Source organism: Pseudomonas sp. AC355 (genome assembly GCF_979258205.1).
Map to the genome: position 1 here is coordinate 2,375,865 of NZ_OZ409843.1, position 18,402 is coordinate 2,394,266.

The following is an 18,402-nucleotide window of genomic DNA, read 5'->3' on the forward strand; positions in this document are numbered from 1 at the left end:
GAGCCGCGCATGATCCGTTCTCCGCTGACCATCGCCCTGCTGGGCCTGACTCTGGCCGCCTGCTCACCTGCCGATCCGCAGGCCACGGTCAGCGCCGCGCTGGCCGAAGGCGTACTGCTGCCCGCCCATATCACCTGGAAAGAAGCCGATACCGGCCTGGCCAAAAGTGCCAAGTCGTTCTGCGCAGGCGAAGAGGATCTGGCTGCCCCTCGCCAGGCCTTCCTCACCGCGCAGAGCGCCTGGGCAAGCCTGCAGCCACTGGCCGTAGGGCCGCTTGCCGAAGGCAATCGCGCCTGGCAGGTGCAGTTCTGGCCGGACAAGAAGAACCTGGTAGCGCGTCAGGTGCAGGCGCTGGTCAAGAGCAAGCCACAGCTCAGCCCTGCCGACCTGGAGAAATCCAGCGTCGTCGTCCAGGGTCTCACCGCTTACGAATACCTGCTCTATGATCCGGAAATCGACCTGCAGGATACCGAGCAGAAAGCCCGCTACTGCCCCCTGCTGGTGGCTATCGGTGAACATCAGCAGGCTCTGGCCAATTCGGTGCTGGAACAATGGCAAGCCAAGAATGGCGCGCTCAACCAGTTCAATACCTTCCCCAACGAGCGCTATGCCGAAGCCGGCGAGGCGATCTCCGATCTCCTGCGTACCCAGATCACCGCTATCGACAGCCTGAAGAAGAAGCTCGGCGCACCGATGGGCCGGCAGAGCAAGGGGTTACCACAGCCCTATCAGGCCGAAGCCTGGCGCAGCCAAGCCAGCCTGGCCAACATCGGAGCCAGCTTGGCCGGCGCCGAGCGCATCTGGCGTGGCGCGGACAAGGACGGCATCCAGGCTCTGCTCGGCAGCGACCATAACGACCTCAAGCAACGTATCGATGCAGCCTATGCCGATACCCGTCAGAAGCTCACCGGTCTGCAGCGCCCGCTGGGCGAACTGCTCGGCGATGAAGAGGGGCGCAAGGCCCTCAACGAATTCTACGACAGCCTCAACGTATTGCACCGCCTGCATGATGGCGAACTGGCCCGTGCACTGGGCATCCAGCTGGGCTTCAATGCCAACGACGGGGACTGACCGATGAGCATCAAACGCAGAGCCTTTCTCGGCCTGAGTGCAACGGTTCTGGCGGCCGGTGCACTGGGCGGCTGGAAGCTGAGCCACACCGGGGAGCAGCCCCTGCTGCTGTCGGCCCGCAACGACCAGGGCGGCAAACATTACGCCGTCGGTTACCGGCTGGATGGCGAGCGCGCTTTCTCTACTCAAGTAACCGAGCGCTGCCATGATGTGGTGCCCCATCCCAGCTTACCCATGGCGCTGTTCGTCGGTCGCCGACCGAGCACCGAGAGCTACCTGATCGACACCCGCGACGGCCGCCTGCTACAAACGCTGCGCAGCGAGAGCGATCGGCATTTCTACGGCCACGCGGTGTTCCACAAAGATGGTGAATGGCTGTATGCCACCGAGAACAACACCCGCGACCCCGGTCGTGGTGTACTCGGCGCCTATCGACTGGAAGGCGAGCGCCTGCTGCGTCGCGACGAACTGTCCACCCACGGCCTGGGCCCCCACCAGGTGCTGTGGATGCCGGATGGCGAAACCCTGGTGGTGGCCAACGGCGGCATCCGCACCGAGGCGGAAAGCCGAGTGGAGATGAACCTGAATGCCATGGAAGCCAGCCTGGTACTGATGGCCCGCGACGGCACCCTGCACAGCAAGGAGCAATTGCCCGAGCAGATGAACAGCGTGCGCCACCTGGCCGTGGCCAGCGACGGCACCATCATCAGTGGCCAGCAGTACATGGGCGACTCCATGAACGCCGTGCCGCTGGTGGCGATCAAACGTCCCGGCCAGCCGTTCCAGCACTTCCCGATGGCCGATGCGCAACGCCAGATGATGAACCAGTACACCGCCAGCGTGGCGGTGCACAGTGATCTGCGTCTACTGGCGATGACTGCGCCACGCGGCAATCGCCTGTTTATCTGGGATCTGGACAGCGGTGCAGTGCGCCTGGACGCCGCCCTGCCCGACTGCGCTGGCGTCGGTGCGGTGGAAAACGGCTTCGTGGTCAGCGCCGGCATCGGCCGCTGCCGTCTCTACGACTGCCGCAGCGAACGCATCGCCATGCAGCCCCTGGGGCTCCCGGCTGGACTCTGGGACAACCATCTGCGCCTGGCATGAGCGACTGCAAAAAAGGCAGAAGCGGACGGTCGCGATCTCGTGGGAGGGGCTTTAGCCGCGAGCTCTTTACGCCTAGCTAGGCAAAATCGAGGCTAAAGCCTCTCCCACAAAAGCTCTGCTCACCGGCCGCTTTCGCCACGCCGCTGCCTGATTACCTAGCCGTTTAGAGCAGGCCGAGCTGCTCGGCGCGGGGCTCGTTGTCGGTGTATGGGGGCAACGGCGGCAAGCCCGGCAGGCGTTCGCTCAACGCCTGATGAAAGCGCAGCGCCTGGGCGGCGGCCAGGTGGTTGTCCGGGGTGTGCAGGAATACGTAGGGCGTCAGGCCCTGCTCGATCCAGGCCGCGACCTTGTCCAGCCAAGGCTCGAGAAAGGGCTGATTGGCGTCGAGATCTGGCCCACCGATAAAACGTACTTGCGGGCTGTCGCTGAACGCCGCCGGGCGAATCGGCAGACGCGGCTTCTTTGATTGCGCGTGCAACACCGCCGGATCGCTGGAACGACAACTGAACAGCGCACGGGAATCCAGGCAGATGCGCTCGACACCACGCTCGTGCAGCAGGCGATTGAGCGCGCGCTCTTCATCGCCCTTGTCGAAGAACGCTGGGTGGCGTACCTCGACGGCCAGTCGGCGCTGGGCGAACTCATCCAACCACACCGCCAGTTCGCTCAACCGTGAAGGCCCGAACATCGCCGGAAGCTGCAGCCACAACGGCGCCACTCGTTCCCCCAACGGCGCCAGCAGGTCGAGAAACGCCTGGGTGCTGTCGAGCTGATCGCGCAGATCCCCTTCGTGGCTGATGTCCTTATGCACCTTGGCGCAAAAGCGAAACTGCTCGGGCATGCGCCGCACCCAGCGAGCCAGCTTGTCCTGATCAGGGCGGGCATAGAACGTGGTATTGCCCTCCACCGCATTGAAGACGCGGCAGTAGTGCTCGAGGCTGTCAGCCAGATTGAGATCAGCTGGGTAGAAACTGCCGCGCCAGGCGGTCTCGTTCCAGGAGGGGCAACCAAGGAAATAGGGAAGCATCGCAAATCGCTGAGGACTCAAAGGCCGCTATTGTGCCCTGTGTACAGCGATAGAGGCATACCGGAAGTCGATCAGGCGTACAGGTCGAGCCCAAGCACCTGCTGTGCGTCCATGTCGCGCACGTAGGCTTCGGTGCTGCTGTAGCTGGCGATGGCCTGGGCTGCGCGATTGCTCATGGCTGGCTGGTAAGTGACATCCAGCGAGCGCATCGGGAAGTTGTCGGTGCTGGCGTTGGTCTGCTGCACACGACGGATCTGCGGGGTCTGTTCGAAGCCCTGAGTAGCCGCGGTCGATGCCGGTTGTTCGCGCTTTACTTCCTCTTCCCGGTTCGCCTCACGATAGGGCGTAACCGCAGTCCCTGAGCGAGGGCCACGATCCGGTGAGTAGGGCGCGATGTTACCGTCGATACGCATCAATGAAGGCTCGGCAGAAAGGCGTGCGGAAGTGCTGGCAATTTAGCTGCACCACACGACCTTGGCAATGCATGGCGGGAAGTTGACGACAAAAGGACGGCTCGTCCGTCGGCAAATTCAAAATCCAGCCGGTGGCGGCATCTTGGGCGTAGCCACCTTGTCACGCAAGTAGATCGGCTGCGCCTGATCGGCGACCACCGCCTCACCCCGCGCCCAGGCGAAACGCGCCAGGCTCAGCAGGTCTTCGGCGTGGGGCAGCATGCCGTCGTCACTGGCAGCGACCTGCGCGGCGATACGCGGTGCGAAGGTGCCCCAGCCAGTGCCGGCACCGAACCAATCGCCAGCGGCGTCGGTCGGCAGCAGTGCCTGCTCGGGAGCCAGCACGGCCTCATGACCAACCAGACGCATCTCGCCTTGCTCAGCGCGGTAACAGCCCCAGTACACCTCATCCATACGCGCATCGATGGCCGCTGCGACCTGGGTGGCACCGTGTTCACGCAGCGAGCGCTGTGCCAGCACCGCCAGGTTGGACACCGGCAGCACCGGGCGATCCAACGCGAACGCCAGCCCCTGTACCACGCCAATGGCAATGCGCACGCCGGTAAAGGCGCCGGGGCCACGACCGAAGGCAATGCCGTCTAGCGCGGACAGTGCTACGCCCTGCTCGCCCAGTAGCGCCTTGATCATCGGCAACAGCCGCTGCGCATGCATGCGCGGGATCACCTCGTAGTGGCTCGTCACTCGACCATCGTGCAGCAGGGCGACGGAACAGGCTTCGGTGGCGGTATCGAGGGCCAGCAGAGTGGTCATGGTGATCTGTAGAGGTGGCTGAGCGGGCGGGCATTAAAACGGTTTGAGGCGTTTTTTTCCAGCACAGCGGGTCAAGCGGCGGGTTATAGATCCCGTGAGGCGGTGCGGCGGAGCGCTGTACCGCCCGCGCCGATGCCCCTGACAGGCACCGGCGGGTCTTTGGGTCAGCCCACCAGCAGGCGGGCCGGCTCGCTTACCATTTCTCGATGACGGGCTTGGCGTCCCAGCCCTTCAGGGGCTCTTTCGACCAGGTGCCATAGCCGGAGTTGGGGAACACGATCCACTCGGTGCCCCATTTTGCAGACTCGGCTTCGGCGGTCGCGCGCTGCTCCGACACCGGCGTCTTGCGGAAACGTGCATCGAAATCATGCAGGGTGTCGCCGAGCAGCATCACGATGCGGTAGTCCTTGGCGACCAGCGCACGGCGTTCGACCTTGGGCGGCCCGAGTAGCAGCACGCTTTCTGCGCTGACCTGCGGCAGATCAAGTTTCTTCAGCGCCGTCAGGGTGTATTCCTTCTGCTCTTGCGAACGATCCGATACATAGCGGATGGCCACGCCCAGCTTGTCGGCATGCTCGAGGAACTTCTTGGCGCCCGGAATCAGCACCGGATTGCCATCGCGCTCCCAGGGCAGCCAGGTGTCCCAGCCGTCGTAGGTATGGCAATTGGCAAGATCGCGCGCCAGCAGCGCGGAGTTGTCGATGATGGTTTCGTCCACATCGGAGACGATGGCCAGTTTCGAAGGATCTTCTGCCGCTGCCACCGCGGCGTCCAGTTTCTCGGTGGCGATGTTGTAAGCCTGCATCTGCAAGGCCCGAACTTCCGCTGATTGCTGCTGATACCGCAGCGCCATGGTGAACTGGTCAACTGAGCACTCGCCCTTTTTTTCCGGGGCGCCGTCGGCCAATGCGACGGATGCGCTCAGCGCCGATGCCACGATGGCGATGGGCAAGCAGGCAAATCTTCTGTTCTTGGTCATGAAATTCACTCTGATGGGGTGGTTGATGTAAAGCCGCCTTCCTCAACTGTAAGTGACGGTCGATGAAACCAGGAGAGCAGCTCGGGGCCGTAGCCGCCATAGGCTGCTTACCCTGGAATAGTGATGCATGCCGAAAGTGGCAGCTCGATGCTGGAAAGGCCTGACCCGCTCGATACTAGATAGGGCGTCGCTCCATTCACGGTTCAGGAACGACCTTGGCCTACCCCGTACAGCCATCGACATGCCCAAAAACGACAACGGCCCGCAAGCGGGCCGTTGATGTCAGGTAAACATGGCTTAGCTGAGCGCCGCCAGTACCTTGGAGGTGATCTGCTCGACCGAGCCGACACCAGCGATGGCACTGTACTTCGGCGTGCCTTCGGCGGCCGAAAGTTTCTGGTAGAAATCCACCAGCGGCTTGGTCTGCGAGTGGTAGACCGACAGGCGATGACGCACGGTGGCTTCCTTGTCGTCATCGCGCTGGATCAGATCCTCACCGGTTTCGTCGTCTTTGCCGGCGACTTTCGGTGGATTGTGCTCGGTGTGGTATACGCGCCCGGAGTTCGGGTGTACCCGGCGGCCGGCAATGCGCCCGACGATTTCTTCGTCATCAACGGCGATTTCAACCACGAAGTCGATCTGCACGCCTGCATCCTTGAGGGCCTGAGCCTGAGGAATGGTGCGCGGGAAGCCGTCGAACAGGAAGCCATTGGCACAATCCGGCTGAGCGATACGCTCCTTGACCAGATTGATGATCAGCTCATCGGAAACCAAACCGCCAGCATCCATCACGCTCTTCGCGGCCAGCCCCAGTTCGGTACCGGCCTTGACCGCTGCACGCAGCATGTCACCGGTGGAAATCTGTGGAATCGAGAATTTCTTGGTAATGAAACCAGCCTGAGTACCTTTGCCGGCACCGGGCGCCCCCAACAGAATCACGCGCATCGATGTGCTCCTCAAGTTCTTGGTAGTGATGGTGGACTCGCCTCGTGGGGCCAATCTCGAACAATTTCGGCAGGCCAGCCAGAGGCCGTACTGCCAGAAGGTCGACCAAGATACACAGCGCCCCTGAGCCGCACAAGCCACTGAAAGACGCAGGCAAATGCGACCAAGGCCTCATTTCCAGGCGACATCACGCAGCTTGCAGCATATTTTCGGTTCGCCGCCATACAACCAAAGTCCAAACCGACACGATCTGAACAAAGAGCCGCTCTTATACGACTTTTTGCTGCCATTAACGGCATATTTTGCATATCGCAATAATACGCCCGTGTCGCACCCGAGACCCTTAGCCTGTATTGCGTAAGCCCGCTGCGATACCGGCTACGCTGACCAGCAACGCCTGCTCCAGAGCGCTCCCCGCCTCCTGCTCACGCTGTCGAGAGCGTGCCAGCAATTCAGCCTGTAGCAGATGCAACGGATCCAGGTAAGCGTTACGCACGGTGATGAACTCTAAGGTTTCGGGGCTGTGCGCAAGCAACTGCGATTGCCCAGTCAAACCCAGAACCACCTCGCCCGCCTGCGACAATAGGTCGCGCAAATGCACGCCCAACGGATGCAATTCAGCATCAACCAGACGTTCGTCATAAAGCCTGGCGATAGACTCGTCAGCCTTGGCCAAGACCATTTCCAACATGTCGATACGCGTACGGAAAAATGGCCAGTGCTCGCGCATATCTCGCAATACCTCACCTTCACCACGCTCCAGCGAGCCGCTCAAGGCGGCTTCCCAGCCCAGCCACGCGGGCAACATCAAGCGCGTCTGCGTCCAGGCGAAAATCCATGGAATCGCCCGCAGACTTTCCACTCCCCCCTCACGCCGCTTGGCCGGTCGGCTGCCCAGCGGCAGACGGCCAAGTTCCTGCTCCGGCGTCGCCTGGCGAAAGTACTCGACGAACTGCGGATGCTCGCGCACCACGCTGCGGTAGGCAGCCACACCATCGGCAGAAAGGCGATCCATCTGCGCGCGCCAGGCCGGCTCTGGAGCGGGTGGCGGCAGGAGGGTCGCCTCCAGCACCGCAGCGAGATAGAGATTGAGGTTCTGCTCAGCGATGTCCGGCATGCCGAATTTGAAGCGAATCATCTCGCCCTGCTCAGTGGTGCGGAAACGCCCGTTCACCGAACCCGGCGGCTGCGACAGGATCGCCTCGTGGGCAGGGCCACCGCCGCGCCCCACGGTGCCACCGCGGCCATGGAACAGCAGCAACTCGACCTGATGCTGGCGGCAGATATCCACCAGACTCTCCTGGGCGCGGTACTGCGCCCAGGCGGCGGCCGTGGTGCCAGCATCCTTGGCGGAATCAGAGTAGCCAATCATCACTTCCTGCGGGCCATGAAGATTAGCGCGATAACCTGGCAAGCCGAGCAACTGCTCGATGGCGATTGCGGCGTTGTCCAGATCCGCCAGGGTCTCGAACAGCGGCACCACACGCATTGGCCGGCGCAACCCGGCTTCCTTGAGGAGCAGTTGCACCGCGAGCACATCGGACGCGGCACCGGCCATGGAGATGACGTAGGAGCCGAGGGATGCGGCAGGCGCGGCTGCCACCTCCCGGCAGGTCGCCAGCACTTCGGCGGTCTCGCCAGCAGGGCGGAAATCAGTGGGCAGCAGCGGCCGACGGCTGGCCAACTCAGCCTGCAGAAAGTCCAGGCGTTGCGCTTCATCCCACTCCTGGTAATGCCCCAGACCCAGGTAATCGGTGATTTCACCGAGCGCAGCAGCGTGGCGCGTCGCGTCCTGGCGCACGTCCAGGCGTACCAGGAACAAGCCAAAGGTACTGACCCGGCGCAGGAAGTCGAGCAATGGCCCATCTGCGATAACGCCCATGCCGCACTCGTGCAGTGAGCGGTAGCAAAGGTGCAGCGGCTCATAAAGCTCGCGGTTGTCATGTAATACAGCGGCGGGTGGGCTGACCGGCCCAGCGAGCGACTCATGGGCCCAACCACGCGTTGCACGCAAGCGCTCGCGAACCTGCTTGAGCAGTGCGCGGTACGGCTCGGCGCTATCGCCAGCGCGCGCGCGCAACTCATCGCTGGCCTGCTGCATGGACAGTTCGGCGGCCAGGCTGTCGATGTCGCGCAGGTACAGATCCGCAGCCATCCAGCGCGCCAGCAACAACACTTCGCGGGTCACCTTGGCCGTCACGTTGGGGTTGCCGTCACGATCCCCGCCCATCCAAGAGGCGAAGCGGATCGGCGCCGCCTCCAACGGCAAGCGCAACCCGGTTTCCCGCTGCAGCGCTTGGTCGGCCTTGCGCAGCACAGTCGGAAGGGCGTACCACAGCGAGTTTTCAATGACCGCAAATCCCCACTTGGCCTCGTCCACCGGTGTCGGCCGCACACGGCGAATTTCCTCGGTGTGCCAAGCCTCGGCGATCAGCCGCTGCAGGCGGGTGGAAATCGCTTCGCGCTCGTCGGCGGAGAGATCACGATGATCCTGCTCAGCCAGTTGCGCGGCAATGGCGTCATATTTCTGGATCAGGGTACGCCGCGCGACCTCGGTAGGGTGAGCGGTGAGCACCAGTTCGATATCCAGCCGTCCCACCTGGCGCGCCAATGCTTCGCGGTCATGGCCCGCTGCACGCAGGCGCTGCAGCAGCTCATCGAATATGCGGTTCTCGAAGGGCTGTGCCTCGTCCACCTCCCGCCGACGTACCCGGTGGTATTGCTCAGCGATATTGGCCAGGTTGAGGAACTGGTTGAATGCGCGAGCCACTGGCAGCAGTTCGTCGTCGTTCAGCCCATCCAGGGTATCGCCGAGTTGCCGGGCGCCATCCGCCGAACCTTGGCGCGCCGCCTTGGCCCCTTTACGGATGCGCTCGATCTTGTCGAGGAAGGCATCGCCATACTGCTCACGGATGGTAGTGCCAAGCAGCTCACCAAGCTGGTGAACGTCCTCGCGTAGACGTGCGTCGATTTGCGTCATACCGGTGTCCCTGCGCCACTGCGTGAACGTTCAGAGTGCCCAGCCTGGGAGCACCTGACAAGCAGCCCTACGACCAAAGCAGTAAAGCACCTCTTGGCCTTGCCCAGTTCAGACAGCGCACCTGCAAGCACGAGCAATCGGAACGGAGCCCAAGGGCTCAGGTCTGTAACAGAGAACCCGCCCCACCCCGAGGTACCTATGAAGATCCGCGAACTCGTCCAGCAATGGGAACAGAACGCTACCGGCCGCCTGGTCAGTACGCCTTACCAGGTGCACCTGGATGTGGAGTCAGCTGCGCGTCTGGCCGCGCTCGGCAACATGTATCCCAAACGACGCCCGGAAGAGCTGCTGGCCGAGCTGCTGGGGGCCGCTCTGGAAGACCTCGAGGCGAGCCTGCCATACGTACAGGGCACTCATGTAGTGGCCACCGACGAGGAAGGCAACCCCGTCTATGAAGACGTAGGCCCAACGCCGCGTTTTCTCGAATTGGCGCGCCATTACCTGCATGAGATGAACGCCAACGAAGAGGAAACAGGTCATTAAGAGCCTGCCAGGATCTTGCGCTCTGGACACCGGAAAGCGCCGAATGACGAGGCATCCGACATTTTTCTGGCGACGCGATCCTGGCAACACGAACTTTTTTGCTGAACGTTTCCTGTCTAAGCCAACTCACAGGGTTATGCCGTGATGACCGCTGGTCGCCGGGGAAAAACTTACTCAGCTGCTATCGCTCCTGAGTTGCCCGAACGGCAGGTGACCATTGTGGGAACCGACTGTTTGCCAGGAATTTACCAATGGAGTTGCACACCATGACCACTAAAACTGCCCCAAACGCTCGTACTCAACTAGCCGGCTGGAAGGTTGCGGCACTGGCTATCGGCAGCAGCTTGCTGCTTGTCGGTTGCGCGGGCAATCCGCCCAGCGAGCAACTGGCTGTGACCAAGTCGGCCGTCAACGAAGCCGTAAGCTCCGGCGGTACCGAATTCGCCGCGGTGGAAACCAAGTCGGCTCAGGACAAGCTGAAGCAGGCTGAGCTCGAAGTCATCGAGAAGAACTACGAAGAAGCCAAGCGCCTGGCTGAACAAGCCGAGTGGGATGCACGCGTAGCCGTTCGTAAAACCCAAGCGGCCAAGGCCGACAAAGCGCTGAAAGATGCCCAACAAGGCATCGAGGAACTGCGTCAGGAAGGTATGCGCAGTGCTCAGCCGGCTCCGACCCAGGGCCAGTAACGGCCTCGTCAGACTTCGCCAATTGAATAAAGGATGAACGACCATGCGTAAACAAGTGATGATTCCCGCCCTGCTGGCTCTGAGCGTTGGCTTGGCTGCCTGCTCCTCTCAACCTAACGTGAACCTGGAACAGGCACGTAGCGGCTACTCCACCCTGCAAACTGACCCGCAAGCGGTGAAGGTTGCAGCACTGGAAACCAAGGATGCCGGTGAAGCGCTGGAGAAAGCCGAGCGCGCTTACCGTGAGAAGGAAGACGAGAAGAAAGTCGACCAGCTCTCCTACCTGGCCAACCAACGCATCGAAGTCGCGCGTCAGACCATTGCCCTGCGCACCACCGAGGCGAGTCTGGAACAAACTGGCGCCCAACGTGCTCAGGCTCGCCTGGAAGCCCGTGACGCGCAGATCAAGCAACTGCAGAACAGCCTCAACGCCAAGCAGACCGAGCGCGGCACACTGGTCACCTTTGGTGACGTGCTGTTCGACTTGGATCGCTCCGAGTTGAAGCCAGGTGGCATGCACAACATCACCAAGCTCGCCCAGTTCCTGCAGGAAAACCCTGATCGCAAGGTAATCGTCGAAGGCTACACCGACAGCACTGGTGCAGCTAGCTACAACCAGACCCTGTCGGAGCGCCGCGCAAATTCCGTACGTACTGCACTGGTACGTCAGGGCGTAGGCCCTGAGCGCATCGTCGCCCAAGGCTATGGTAAGGAATACCCGGTCGCCAGCAACGCCGACTCTGCCGGTCGTGCGATGAACCGTCGTGTGGAAGTCACCATTTCCAACGACAACAAGCCGGTTGCTCCACGTTCGTCGATGAGCAACTAAAGGCCCCGGCCTGCCTAGGACTCTCTGCGCTCCTCTCGAGGAACGCAGATTTTCTACCCAACAAACCCCGCTTTTGCGGGGTTTGTTGTTTCTCGGCTCCTCACTCGTTACAGCGCACGGCCCGTTTGCGGTCATCCACCAGCACGCCGCTGAGCCCCTTCTGCTGAAGATCGAACAGCACCAATACGCCGTCAATGCATTGGGCAACCTGATCGGCCGGTTTCAGACTCACCTTGTAGTCCTCGCCGGGAACGGTCTTGAGCATGGTGAACTCGGACAACAGCAAGGCATCCTCCGGTTTGGCGAAGTGCAGGTAGCCGTAGTAGCCAAGCACCATGACCGTAGCAGCGATGCTGCCGATGGCGGTGAGAATCAGGGGAATGGAGTTGCGCTCGCTCATGCACACATCTCGAAAAACACCCTGACAGAGGATGACAGGGAGCATTGAAGTGGGGATCGGCGAAGCGAAACGCCGCCAATCCCCCTCTGGCATGCAATCAGAGAATATTGGCGTAGTCGGCTTCGATCCGATCCAGGCTCAGGTGGTTGAGGAAGTTGGAGAAGCACATCCAGGCCGACAGCGAGTTGAGGTCACGGAACTGCTGCGGCAGGTATTTGGGTGGGCTCACCAGCCCCTCATCGACCAGTTGGCGTAGCGTACGCATATCTTCGAGCGTGGTCTTGCCACAGAACAATAAAGGGATCTGTTCCAGCTTGCCTTTGCGCACCGCGAGCTGGATGTAGTTGTAGACCATGATGAAACCCTTCAGATAAGACAGATCCTTGGTGAAGGGCAGACCGTTCGGGGCGGAGCCTCGGAAGGCGCGACTGGCGTTGCTGTAGCTGTCTTCCAGGCTGAAGCCCTGCTCCCGGTAAAAATCACAGACCTGCAAAAAGTCCGCACCCTGCTCGGCCATATGAATGGCACGAGTACGGTTGGTGAGCTTGCGCAGACGGCTGGGATAGGAGGCGAAGGCGATCACTTCCATGAGGATGGCCAGGCCTTCCTGGGTGACCGTCGACGAGGGCGGCCCCTTGGCCAGGAAGGTGCAGATCGGCTGGTTCTGGCCATTGAGCGTGGTGGCCACGTGCACCAGGCCTTCGTGTACTTCCAGCGCTTTGACGTCGCGCTCGTTGAACATGGCGTCGCTACGGATCTTGATGTAATCGGCACCGGCGGCCGCATCGGCAAGAATGCCGTCGGACTCGAACACGCGAATGGTGCTGTCGCTCTCCCCGAACACCAGGTTCAGTCGGTTCTGCAGCAGTGCGACGGCATCCTTGGCGTTCAGCGTCTTGGGTTCGTCCTTGAGGTCGCCACGGCTGTCGATGTTGTTCAGGTAACCGGAAAACATCAGCCCCAGATCGGCCAGGGTCGGGTCACCGGCATGGAAGGCGTCGGACGCCGCGCCGTACAGCTCCTGGGAAATCAGCCCGAAATCCGAGGTACCACGAGCCTCCAGCATGCGGATGACCATGCGGTACTCGCGGCACATGCGCCGCATGATCTGCCCCACCGGGTTGAACTGGCCGAGCTGACGGGTGATGTCGCGCTCGATGTTCTGCAGCTCCAGCTTCTTCGCGGCCGGGTCAAAGGCCAGCGGCCGGCTGTCGTAGTAGCTACGATCGATCGCCGGTAGCTCCTTGCCCTTGTGCTTGAGAAAGGTCTGCCGAATGGAGTCGTCCCATTTCACCGCATCGAGTACACGGATCGGCGTCTGCGCCTCGACGATACGATCGGACAGCGCGCGCACGACCAGTTGGTAACCGTCGAGCCCTGTGTGGCTGTTCATGAGAATCCTCTTTGCGTTGCTGGAATTGCCGAACCGGCTCTCATGGCCCGGTTCGCTGATAGCGCGCCACCTCGACAAACACATCGGAGTTAGCCGGATCATTGAGGTAGGCGAACACCTGTTCCAGGCCACTGGAGACCAGAACGCCATCGCCCTGCGGCATCTCCACGGTGCTGCCCTTCAGCTCACCGTTGTCGATGGCCTGGAGAATGCGTTCAACGTCGAGGTTGAACAGCACCAGTTCATTATTGTGGGTCAGCTCGAAACCGCCGATGGCGAAATTCGCGCCCATGCGCTTGGGCACACCCGCCGACAGGTACCAGCGCCGGCCATGGTGGGCGACGGTAAAGCTGTAGCTCTGCAGGCTGGCGACGTTGTCGATGCTGTCGGTATAGGCATCGGCCTTGTACAGATTGGAGCCCGAACGGCTGATGTCCAGAAAGCGCAGCTCGCCCCACTCGTCGGTGCGCGACCAGGTGCCAAGCAGCGGAATTGGCGCTGCTTCGTTAGCCGGGATCGGCTCCTTGAAGGTCACCAGGCAACCGCTCAACAATAGAAACGACAGCACCACCAGTGCGCGCCAGGCTTTCATCATGCTCTCCTTGAAACGATCGAGGGATCGCCACGCGCTGATAGTCCATTCCCTCGACGCAGCACGTCAAGCATCCAAACCAGTTGTCCATCAACAGGATAGGCGCTGAATCACAGGTAATAAAAAGCCGCCCGAAGGCGGCTCTGGTAAACCCTTAGAGTTCCGGACGCATGTGCGGGAACAGGATGACGTCGCGAATCGACGGTGAGTCCGTCAGCAACATCACCAGGCGGTCAATGCCGATGCCCTCACCGGCAGTGGGCGGCATGCCGTATTCGAGGGCGCGAACGAAGTCGGCGTCGAAATGCATGGCCTCGTCATCACCGGCGTCCTTGTCGGCCACCTGCTGCTGGAAGCGCTCGGCCTGATCTTGCGCGTCGTTCAACTCGGAATAGGCGTTGGCGATCTCGCGGCCACCGATGAACAGCTCAAAGCGATCGGTCACGCTAGGATCATCGTCGCTGCGACGGGCCAGTGGCGACACTTCGAACGGATAACGGGTAATGAAGTGCGGCTGCTCAAGCTTGTGCTCGACCAGCTCTTCGAAAATCATCACCTGCAGTTTGCCCAGTCCCTCGAAACCGAGCACCTTGGCGCCGGCTTTCTTGGCGATCTCGCGCGCCTTGTCCAGATCCTGCAGATCGGCGGCGGTGATGTCCGGGTTGTACTTGAGGATCGAGTCGAATACCGACAGGCGCACGAAAGGCTCACCGAAGTGGAACACCTTGTCGCCGTACGGCACGTCGGTGGTGCCCAGCACGCTCTGGGCCAGCTCGCGGAACAGTTCCTCGGTCAGGTCCATGTTGTCTTCGTAATCGGCATAGGCCTGGTAGAACTCGAGCATGGTGAACTCGGGGTTATGCCGGGTCGAAACGCCTTCGTTACGGAAGTTACGGTTGATCTCGAAGACTTTCTCAAACCCGCCAACAACAAGCCGCTTGAGGTACAGCTCCGGCGCGATACGCAGGAACATGCCCATGTCCAGCGCATTGTGGTGGGTTTCGAAAGGCTTGGCCGCGGCGCCGCCGGGAATGGTCTGCAGCATCGGCGTTTCCACTTCGAGGAAGTTGCGCTCGGCGAGGAAACGGCGGATGTGGGCGATCACCTGGGAACGCACGCGGAAGGTTTCGCGCACTTCCTCGTTGACGATCAGGTCAACGTAGCGCTGGCGATAGCGCTGCTCGGTGTCGGTCAGGCCGTGGTGCTTGTCCGGCAGCGGACGCAGCGACTTGGTCAGCAGACGCACGTCGGTCATCTCGACGTACAGGTCGCCCTTGCCGCTGCGGGCCAGGGTGCCGACAGCGGCGATGATGTCGCCCATGTCCCACGATTTGACCGCTGCCAGGGTTTCTTCAGGCAGGGTCTTGCGGTTGACGTAGACCTGGATGCGCCCGCTCATGTCCTGGATGACCATGAAGGAGCCACGGTTGAGCATGATGCGACCGGCAACCTTGACCGGAATGGCAGCGGCTTCGAGCTCTTCCTTGGTCTTGTCGACGTACTGTTTCTGCAGGTCGGCGCAGAGGTTGTCGCGACGAAAGTCGTTGGGGAAGGCGTTGCCCTGCTCACGGATGGCAGCAAGCTTTTCCTTGCGCTGGGCAATCAGCTTGTTCTCTTCCTGTTGCAGTTGCTGCTGGTCGGGTTGTTGGTCGCTCATGTTCGTCGGGATTCCATCACGGGATAGTCGCCGCCCCCACTGGGGCGGAACCAAAAGGTATTACAGGCCTTGTTTCAAGCTGGCTTCGAGGTACTGGTCGAGGTCGCCATCGAGAACCTTCTGGCAGTCGCTACGTTCGACGCCAGTACGCAGGTCCTTGATGCGCGAGTCATCGAGCACGTAGGAGCGGATCTGATGACCCCAGCCGATATCGGACTTGGTGTCTTCCAGCGCCTGGGAAGCCGCGTTGCGCTTCTGCATTTCCTGCTCGTACAACCGGGCCCGCAGCATTTTCATGGCGGTGTCCTTGTTGGCGTGCTGGGAACGTTCGTTCTGACACGCCACCACGGTATTGGTCGGCACGTGGGTGATACGTACCGCCGAGTCTGTGGTGTTGACGTGCTGACCACCCGCACCAGAGGAGCGGTAGGTATCGATGCGCAGATCGGACGGGTTGATGTCGATCTCGACCTTGTCGTCGATCTCGGGCGACACGAACACCGCCGAGAACGAAGTATGGCGACGGGCGCCAGAGTCGAACGGGCTTTTGCGTACCAGGCGGTGCACGCCGATTTCGGTGCGCAGCCAGCCAAAGGCGTACTCACCCTTGATGTGCACGGTGGCGCCCTTGATGCCGGCGACTTCACCTTCGGACAGCTCGACGATCTCGGCACTGAAGCCGCGCTTGTCAGCCCAACGCAGGTACATGCGCAGCAGGATATTGGCCCAATCCTGCGCCTCGGTACCACCGGAGCCAGCCTGGATATCCAGATAGGCGTTGTTGGGATCCATCTCGTGGCTGAACATGCGGCGGAATTCCAGCTTTTCGAGTATGCCGCGCAGGCGCTCAATCTCGCTGGCGACATCGTCGGCCGCGCCCTGATCGTCTTCTTCGACGGCCATGTCGAGCAGGTCGCGGGAATCGGCCAGGCTGCCGGTCAGGTCGTCGATGGTCTCGACGATCAGCGCCAGCGTGGCACGCTCACGGCCCAGGCTCTGGGCGTATTCCGGCTTGTTCCAGACGTTCGGGTCTTCGAGTTCGCGGTTTACTTCGACGAGACGATCATGCTTGTGATCGTAGTCAAAGATACCCCCGAATAGTCTGGGTGCGCTCGGACAGGTCCTTGATGCTGTTCAGGATCGGGTTGATTTCCATGGCTGTCGGCACTCGCAGGTAAAACTTCGGAAAAGCCGACGAGTATACCCGACTCGCTGTTCCCTGGCAGCATGCCGAGCGCTATCAATCGACCTGCGACAGACCAATGGCCATCTATACTCGAGAGGCTGCCCACTCAGCCGTTGAAGGATCATCGCGCACCATGTTTCGTGCCCAAAGCCTGCGTAGCCGTCTCGCCCTGTCGATCGCCCTGCTGGTGAGCCTGTTGAGCTGGCTGCTGGGCAGCCTGATCAGCCAGGATTCCGCACAGCGCATTCGCGAGGACGTGGGCCGCGACCTGGCTGAAGCGTCCTACATGATGATTGACCGCCTCGACCGCGACATGCAGAGCCGCGCCAGCATGCTGCAGGTCATCGGTAGCCTGCGCGTGCTGCGCCAGCCGGATGACATCGATGACGTACGCCGCCTGCTCGATCACCTGCAAGGCGAATTCCCCAGCATCGCGTGGATCGGCTTCACCGACCCCCAGGGCACGGTACTGGCCTCCAGCAACCGTATTCTGGAAGGCGCCAGCGTTGCTCAGCGCCCGGTATTCCTGGAGGGTAGCAAGGGCCTGTTCATAGGTGACGTGCACGAGGCTGTGCTGCTGGCCAAGCTGCTGCCCAACCCGACGGGCGAGGCGATGAAGTTCGTCGATATCAGCCTGCCGGTATACGCCCCGGACGGCAGTCTGGTCGGCGTACTGGCCTCGCACCTGTCATGGTCATGGGCCGACGAGGTGCGCCAGGCGATTCTCAAACCCATCGAAGATCGTCGGCAGATCGAGTTCTTCGTGGTCGGTCGCGACCGTACCCTGCTGCTGGCCCCCACGAAAATGATCGGCCAGCGCCTGCACCTTCCCGCCATGCAGGCTCTGCCGGGCAAAAACACCGACTGGGCCGTGCAGCAGTGGCCAGACGGCGACCAGTACCTGACCGGCCTAGCGCTCAGCCAAGGTTATCTCGACTATCAGGGCCTGGGCTGGATGGTCGTCGCCCGTCAGGCCGTGGCGCTGGCCGACGCACCGGTACGGGCGATCCACACCACCATCGTACTCTGGGGCAGCGCTCTAGCGCTGCTGTTCGCAGCCTGTGGCTGGTTGCTGGCGACTTACATCACCCGACCGCTACGCACCATCGCCAATGCTGCGGATAGCCTCGCCAATGGCGAGATCACCGTAATTCCGGAAATCGACAGTCCGCGGGAAATCGCTCAGCTCAGCCACTCCATCCGCCATCTGGTGGAAAGCCTGACCCATCAGCACGCCGAGCTCGGTGCCCTGGACAACCGTGCCCACCATGACCCGTTGACCGGCCTGCCGAACCGCGCAGCCCTGGCCAGGTACCTGCCGCGGGCTGAGCAGCGTAGCCAGGGCACGCCATACGGGCTGGCGGTGCTGTATCTGGATCTGGACGGTTTCAAGCCGGTCAACGATCAGCACGGCCACGCCGTGGGTGATCACGTTCTGCGTGAGTCGGCCTCACGTATGCGCGGCTGCCTGCGTGCAGGGGATCTGGTGGTGCGCCTGGGCGGTGACGAGTTTCTGATGATCCTGCAGGTACCGCTCGATGAAGCGGCCGGGCAAGCCCGCCAAGTTGCCGAGCGGGCGATTCAGACACTCGGCGCAGTGATCGAATTGGAGGGTCGCGAACTGCAGATCGGCTGCAGCATCGGTGGCGCGCTGTGGCCGCAGGATGATGCCGATCTGGAGCAGGTGGTAGAGCAGGCGGATCAGGCCCTGTATCGCGCCAAGCAGAATGGCCGCGGTCGTGCGGTGTTTCATGGTGAGCCGCAGATCGACAGCTCGCCTGCTTGAT

At 61.7% G+C, this 18,402-nt stretch carries 17 protein-coding genes; 6 read left to right on the forward strand and 11 right to left on the reverse strand.

The window, feature by feature from the left end:
• Positions 1 to 9 precede the first annotated feature (9 nt).
• Together ACZ0AI_RS11195 and ACZ0AI_RS11200 are read left to right on the forward strand one after the other, a co-directional pair.
• Positions 10 to 1,071, forward strand: coding sequence for an imelysin family protein (locus ACZ0AI_RS11195; RefSeq protein WP_463565805.1), 1,062 nt, complete (start codon positions 10 to 12; stop codon positions 1,069 to 1,071).
• 9 nt (positions 1,072 to 1,080) lie between these two features.
• Positions 1,081 to 2,175 (forward strand): DUF1513 domain-containing protein, encoded by a 1,095-nt coding sequence (locus ACZ0AI_RS11200; protein WP_463566103.1) that lies wholly within the window; start codon positions 1,081 to 1,083, stop codon positions 2,173 to 2,175.
• Between the two features lie 163 nt (positions 2,176 to 2,338).
• Here ACZ0AI_RS11200 and ACZ0AI_RS11205 read toward each other — a convergent pair whose 3' ends face one another.
• The 6 genes from ACZ0AI_RS11205 to ppc form a co-directional block, all read right to left on the reverse strand.
• On the reverse strand, positions 2,339 to 3,202 hold the full coding sequence (locus ACZ0AI_RS11205) for a DUF72 domain-containing protein (RefSeq protein ID WP_463565806.1): 864 nt from the start codon (positions 3,200 to 3,202) through the stop codon (positions 2,339 to 2,341).
• Positions 3,203 to 3,273: 71 nt separating this feature from the next.
• Complete coding sequence (locus ACZ0AI_RS11210; RefSeq protein WP_463565807.1) at positions 3,274 to 3,615, reverse strand: hypothetical protein; 342 nt, start codon at positions 3,613 to 3,615, stop codon at positions 3,274 to 3,276.
• A 117-nt stretch (positions 3,616 to 3,732) separates the two neighbouring features.
• On the reverse strand, positions 3,733 to 4,425 hold the full coding sequence (gene tsaB, locus ACZ0AI_RS11215) for a tRNA (adenosine(37)-N6)-threonylcarbamoyltransferase complex dimerization subunit type 1 TsaB (RefSeq protein WP_463565808.1): 693 nt from the start codon (positions 4,423 to 4,425) through the stop codon (positions 3,733 to 3,735).
• A 193-nt stretch (positions 4,426 to 4,618) separates the two neighbouring features.
• Positions 4,619 to 5,404 (reverse strand): 5'-nucleotidase, lipoprotein e(P4) family, encoded by a 786-nt coding sequence (locus ACZ0AI_RS11220; RefSeq protein ID WP_463565809.1) that lies wholly within the window; start codon positions 5,402 to 5,404, stop codon positions 4,619 to 4,621.
• Between the two features lie 297 nt (positions 5,405 to 5,701).
• On the reverse strand, positions 5,702 to 6,349 hold the full coding sequence (adk, locus tag ACZ0AI_RS11225) for an adenylate kinase (RefSeq protein ID WP_225839105.1): 648 nt from the start codon (positions 6,347 to 6,349) through the stop codon (positions 5,702 to 5,704).
• A 343-nt stretch (positions 6,350 to 6,692) separates the two neighbouring features.
• Complete coding sequence (ppc, locus tag ACZ0AI_RS11230) at positions 6,693 to 9,329, reverse strand: phosphoenolpyruvate carboxylase (RefSeq protein WP_463565810.1); 2,637 nt, start codon at positions 9,327 to 9,329, stop codon at positions 6,693 to 6,695.
• A gap of 198 nt (positions 9,330 to 9,527) precedes the next feature.
• On the opposite strand from ppc, the gene ACZ0AI_RS11235 reads away from it, so the two are divergent.
• From ACZ0AI_RS11235 to ACZ0AI_RS11245, 3 genes are all read left to right on the forward strand, one after another.
• Positions 9,528 to 9,872 carry a pilin assembly protein gene (locus ACZ0AI_RS11235; RefSeq protein ID WP_463565811.1) on the forward strand — a complete coding sequence of 115 codons (345 nt, stop codon included), beginning with the start codon at positions 9,528 to 9,530 and terminating at the stop codon, positions 9,870 to 9,872.
• A 251-nt stretch (positions 9,873 to 10,123) separates the two neighbouring features.
• The gene (locus tag ACZ0AI_RS11240; protein ID WP_463565812.1) at positions 10,124 to 10,558 is read left to right on the forward strand and encodes a DUF4398 domain-containing protein; all 435 of its coding nucleotides are present in this window, start codon (positions 10,124 to 10,126) and stop codon (positions 10,556 to 10,558) included.
• 43 nt (positions 10,559 to 10,601) lie between these two features.
• The gene (locus ACZ0AI_RS11245) at positions 10,602 to 11,387 is read left to right on the forward strand and encodes an OmpA family protein (protein ID WP_463565813.1); all 786 of its coding nucleotides are present in this window, start codon (positions 10,602 to 10,604) and stop codon (positions 11,385 to 11,387) included.
• Positions 11,388 to 11,487: 100 nt separating this feature from the next.
• On the opposite strand, the gene ACZ0AI_RS11250 is transcribed toward ACZ0AI_RS11245, so the two are convergent.
• The 5 genes from ACZ0AI_RS11250 to prfB form a co-directional block, all read right to left on the reverse strand.
• On the reverse strand, positions 11,488 to 11,787 hold the full coding sequence (locus ACZ0AI_RS11250) for a hypothetical protein (RefSeq protein WP_463565814.1): 300 nt from the start codon (positions 11,785 to 11,787) through the stop codon (positions 11,488 to 11,490).
• 97 nt (positions 11,788 to 11,884) lie between these two features.
• The gene (locus ACZ0AI_RS11255; RefSeq protein WP_463565815.1) at positions 11,885 to 13,180 is read right to left on the reverse strand and encodes a flavohemoglobin expression-modulating QEGLA motif protein; all 1,296 of its coding nucleotides are present in this window, start codon (positions 13,178 to 13,180) and stop codon (positions 11,885 to 11,887) included.
• 40 nt (positions 13,181 to 13,220) lie between these two features.
• Entirely contained in the window at positions 13,221 to 13,772 is a 552-nt protein-coding gene (locus tag ACZ0AI_RS11260; protein WP_042551820.1) for a hypothetical protein, read from the reverse strand.
• 154 nt (positions 13,773 to 13,926) lie between these two features.
• Complete coding sequence (gene lysS, locus ACZ0AI_RS11265; protein ID WP_463565816.1) at positions 13,927 to 15,429, reverse strand: lysine--tRNA ligase; 1,503 nt, start codon at positions 15,427 to 15,429, stop codon at positions 13,927 to 13,929.
• A 60-nt stretch (positions 15,430 to 15,489) separates the two neighbouring features.
• A protein-coding gene (gene prfB / locus ACZ0AI_RS11270; RefSeq protein ID WP_463565817.1) for a peptide chain release factor 2 occupies positions 15,490 to 16,585 on the reverse strand; the annotation gives its coding sequence in 2 pieces (ribosomal slippage) (positions 15,490 to 16,512 and positions 16,514 to 16,585; 1,095 coding nt in all).
• 163 nt (positions 16,586 to 16,748) lie between these two features.
• On the opposite strand from prfB, the gene ACZ0AI_RS11275 reads away from it, so the two are divergent.
• Complete coding sequence (locus tag ACZ0AI_RS11275; RefSeq protein ID WP_463565818.1) at positions 16,749 to 18,401, forward strand: sensor domain-containing diguanylate cyclase; 1,653 nt, start codon at positions 16,749 to 16,751, stop codon at positions 18,399 to 18,401.
• Position 18,402 lies beyond the last annotated feature (1 nt).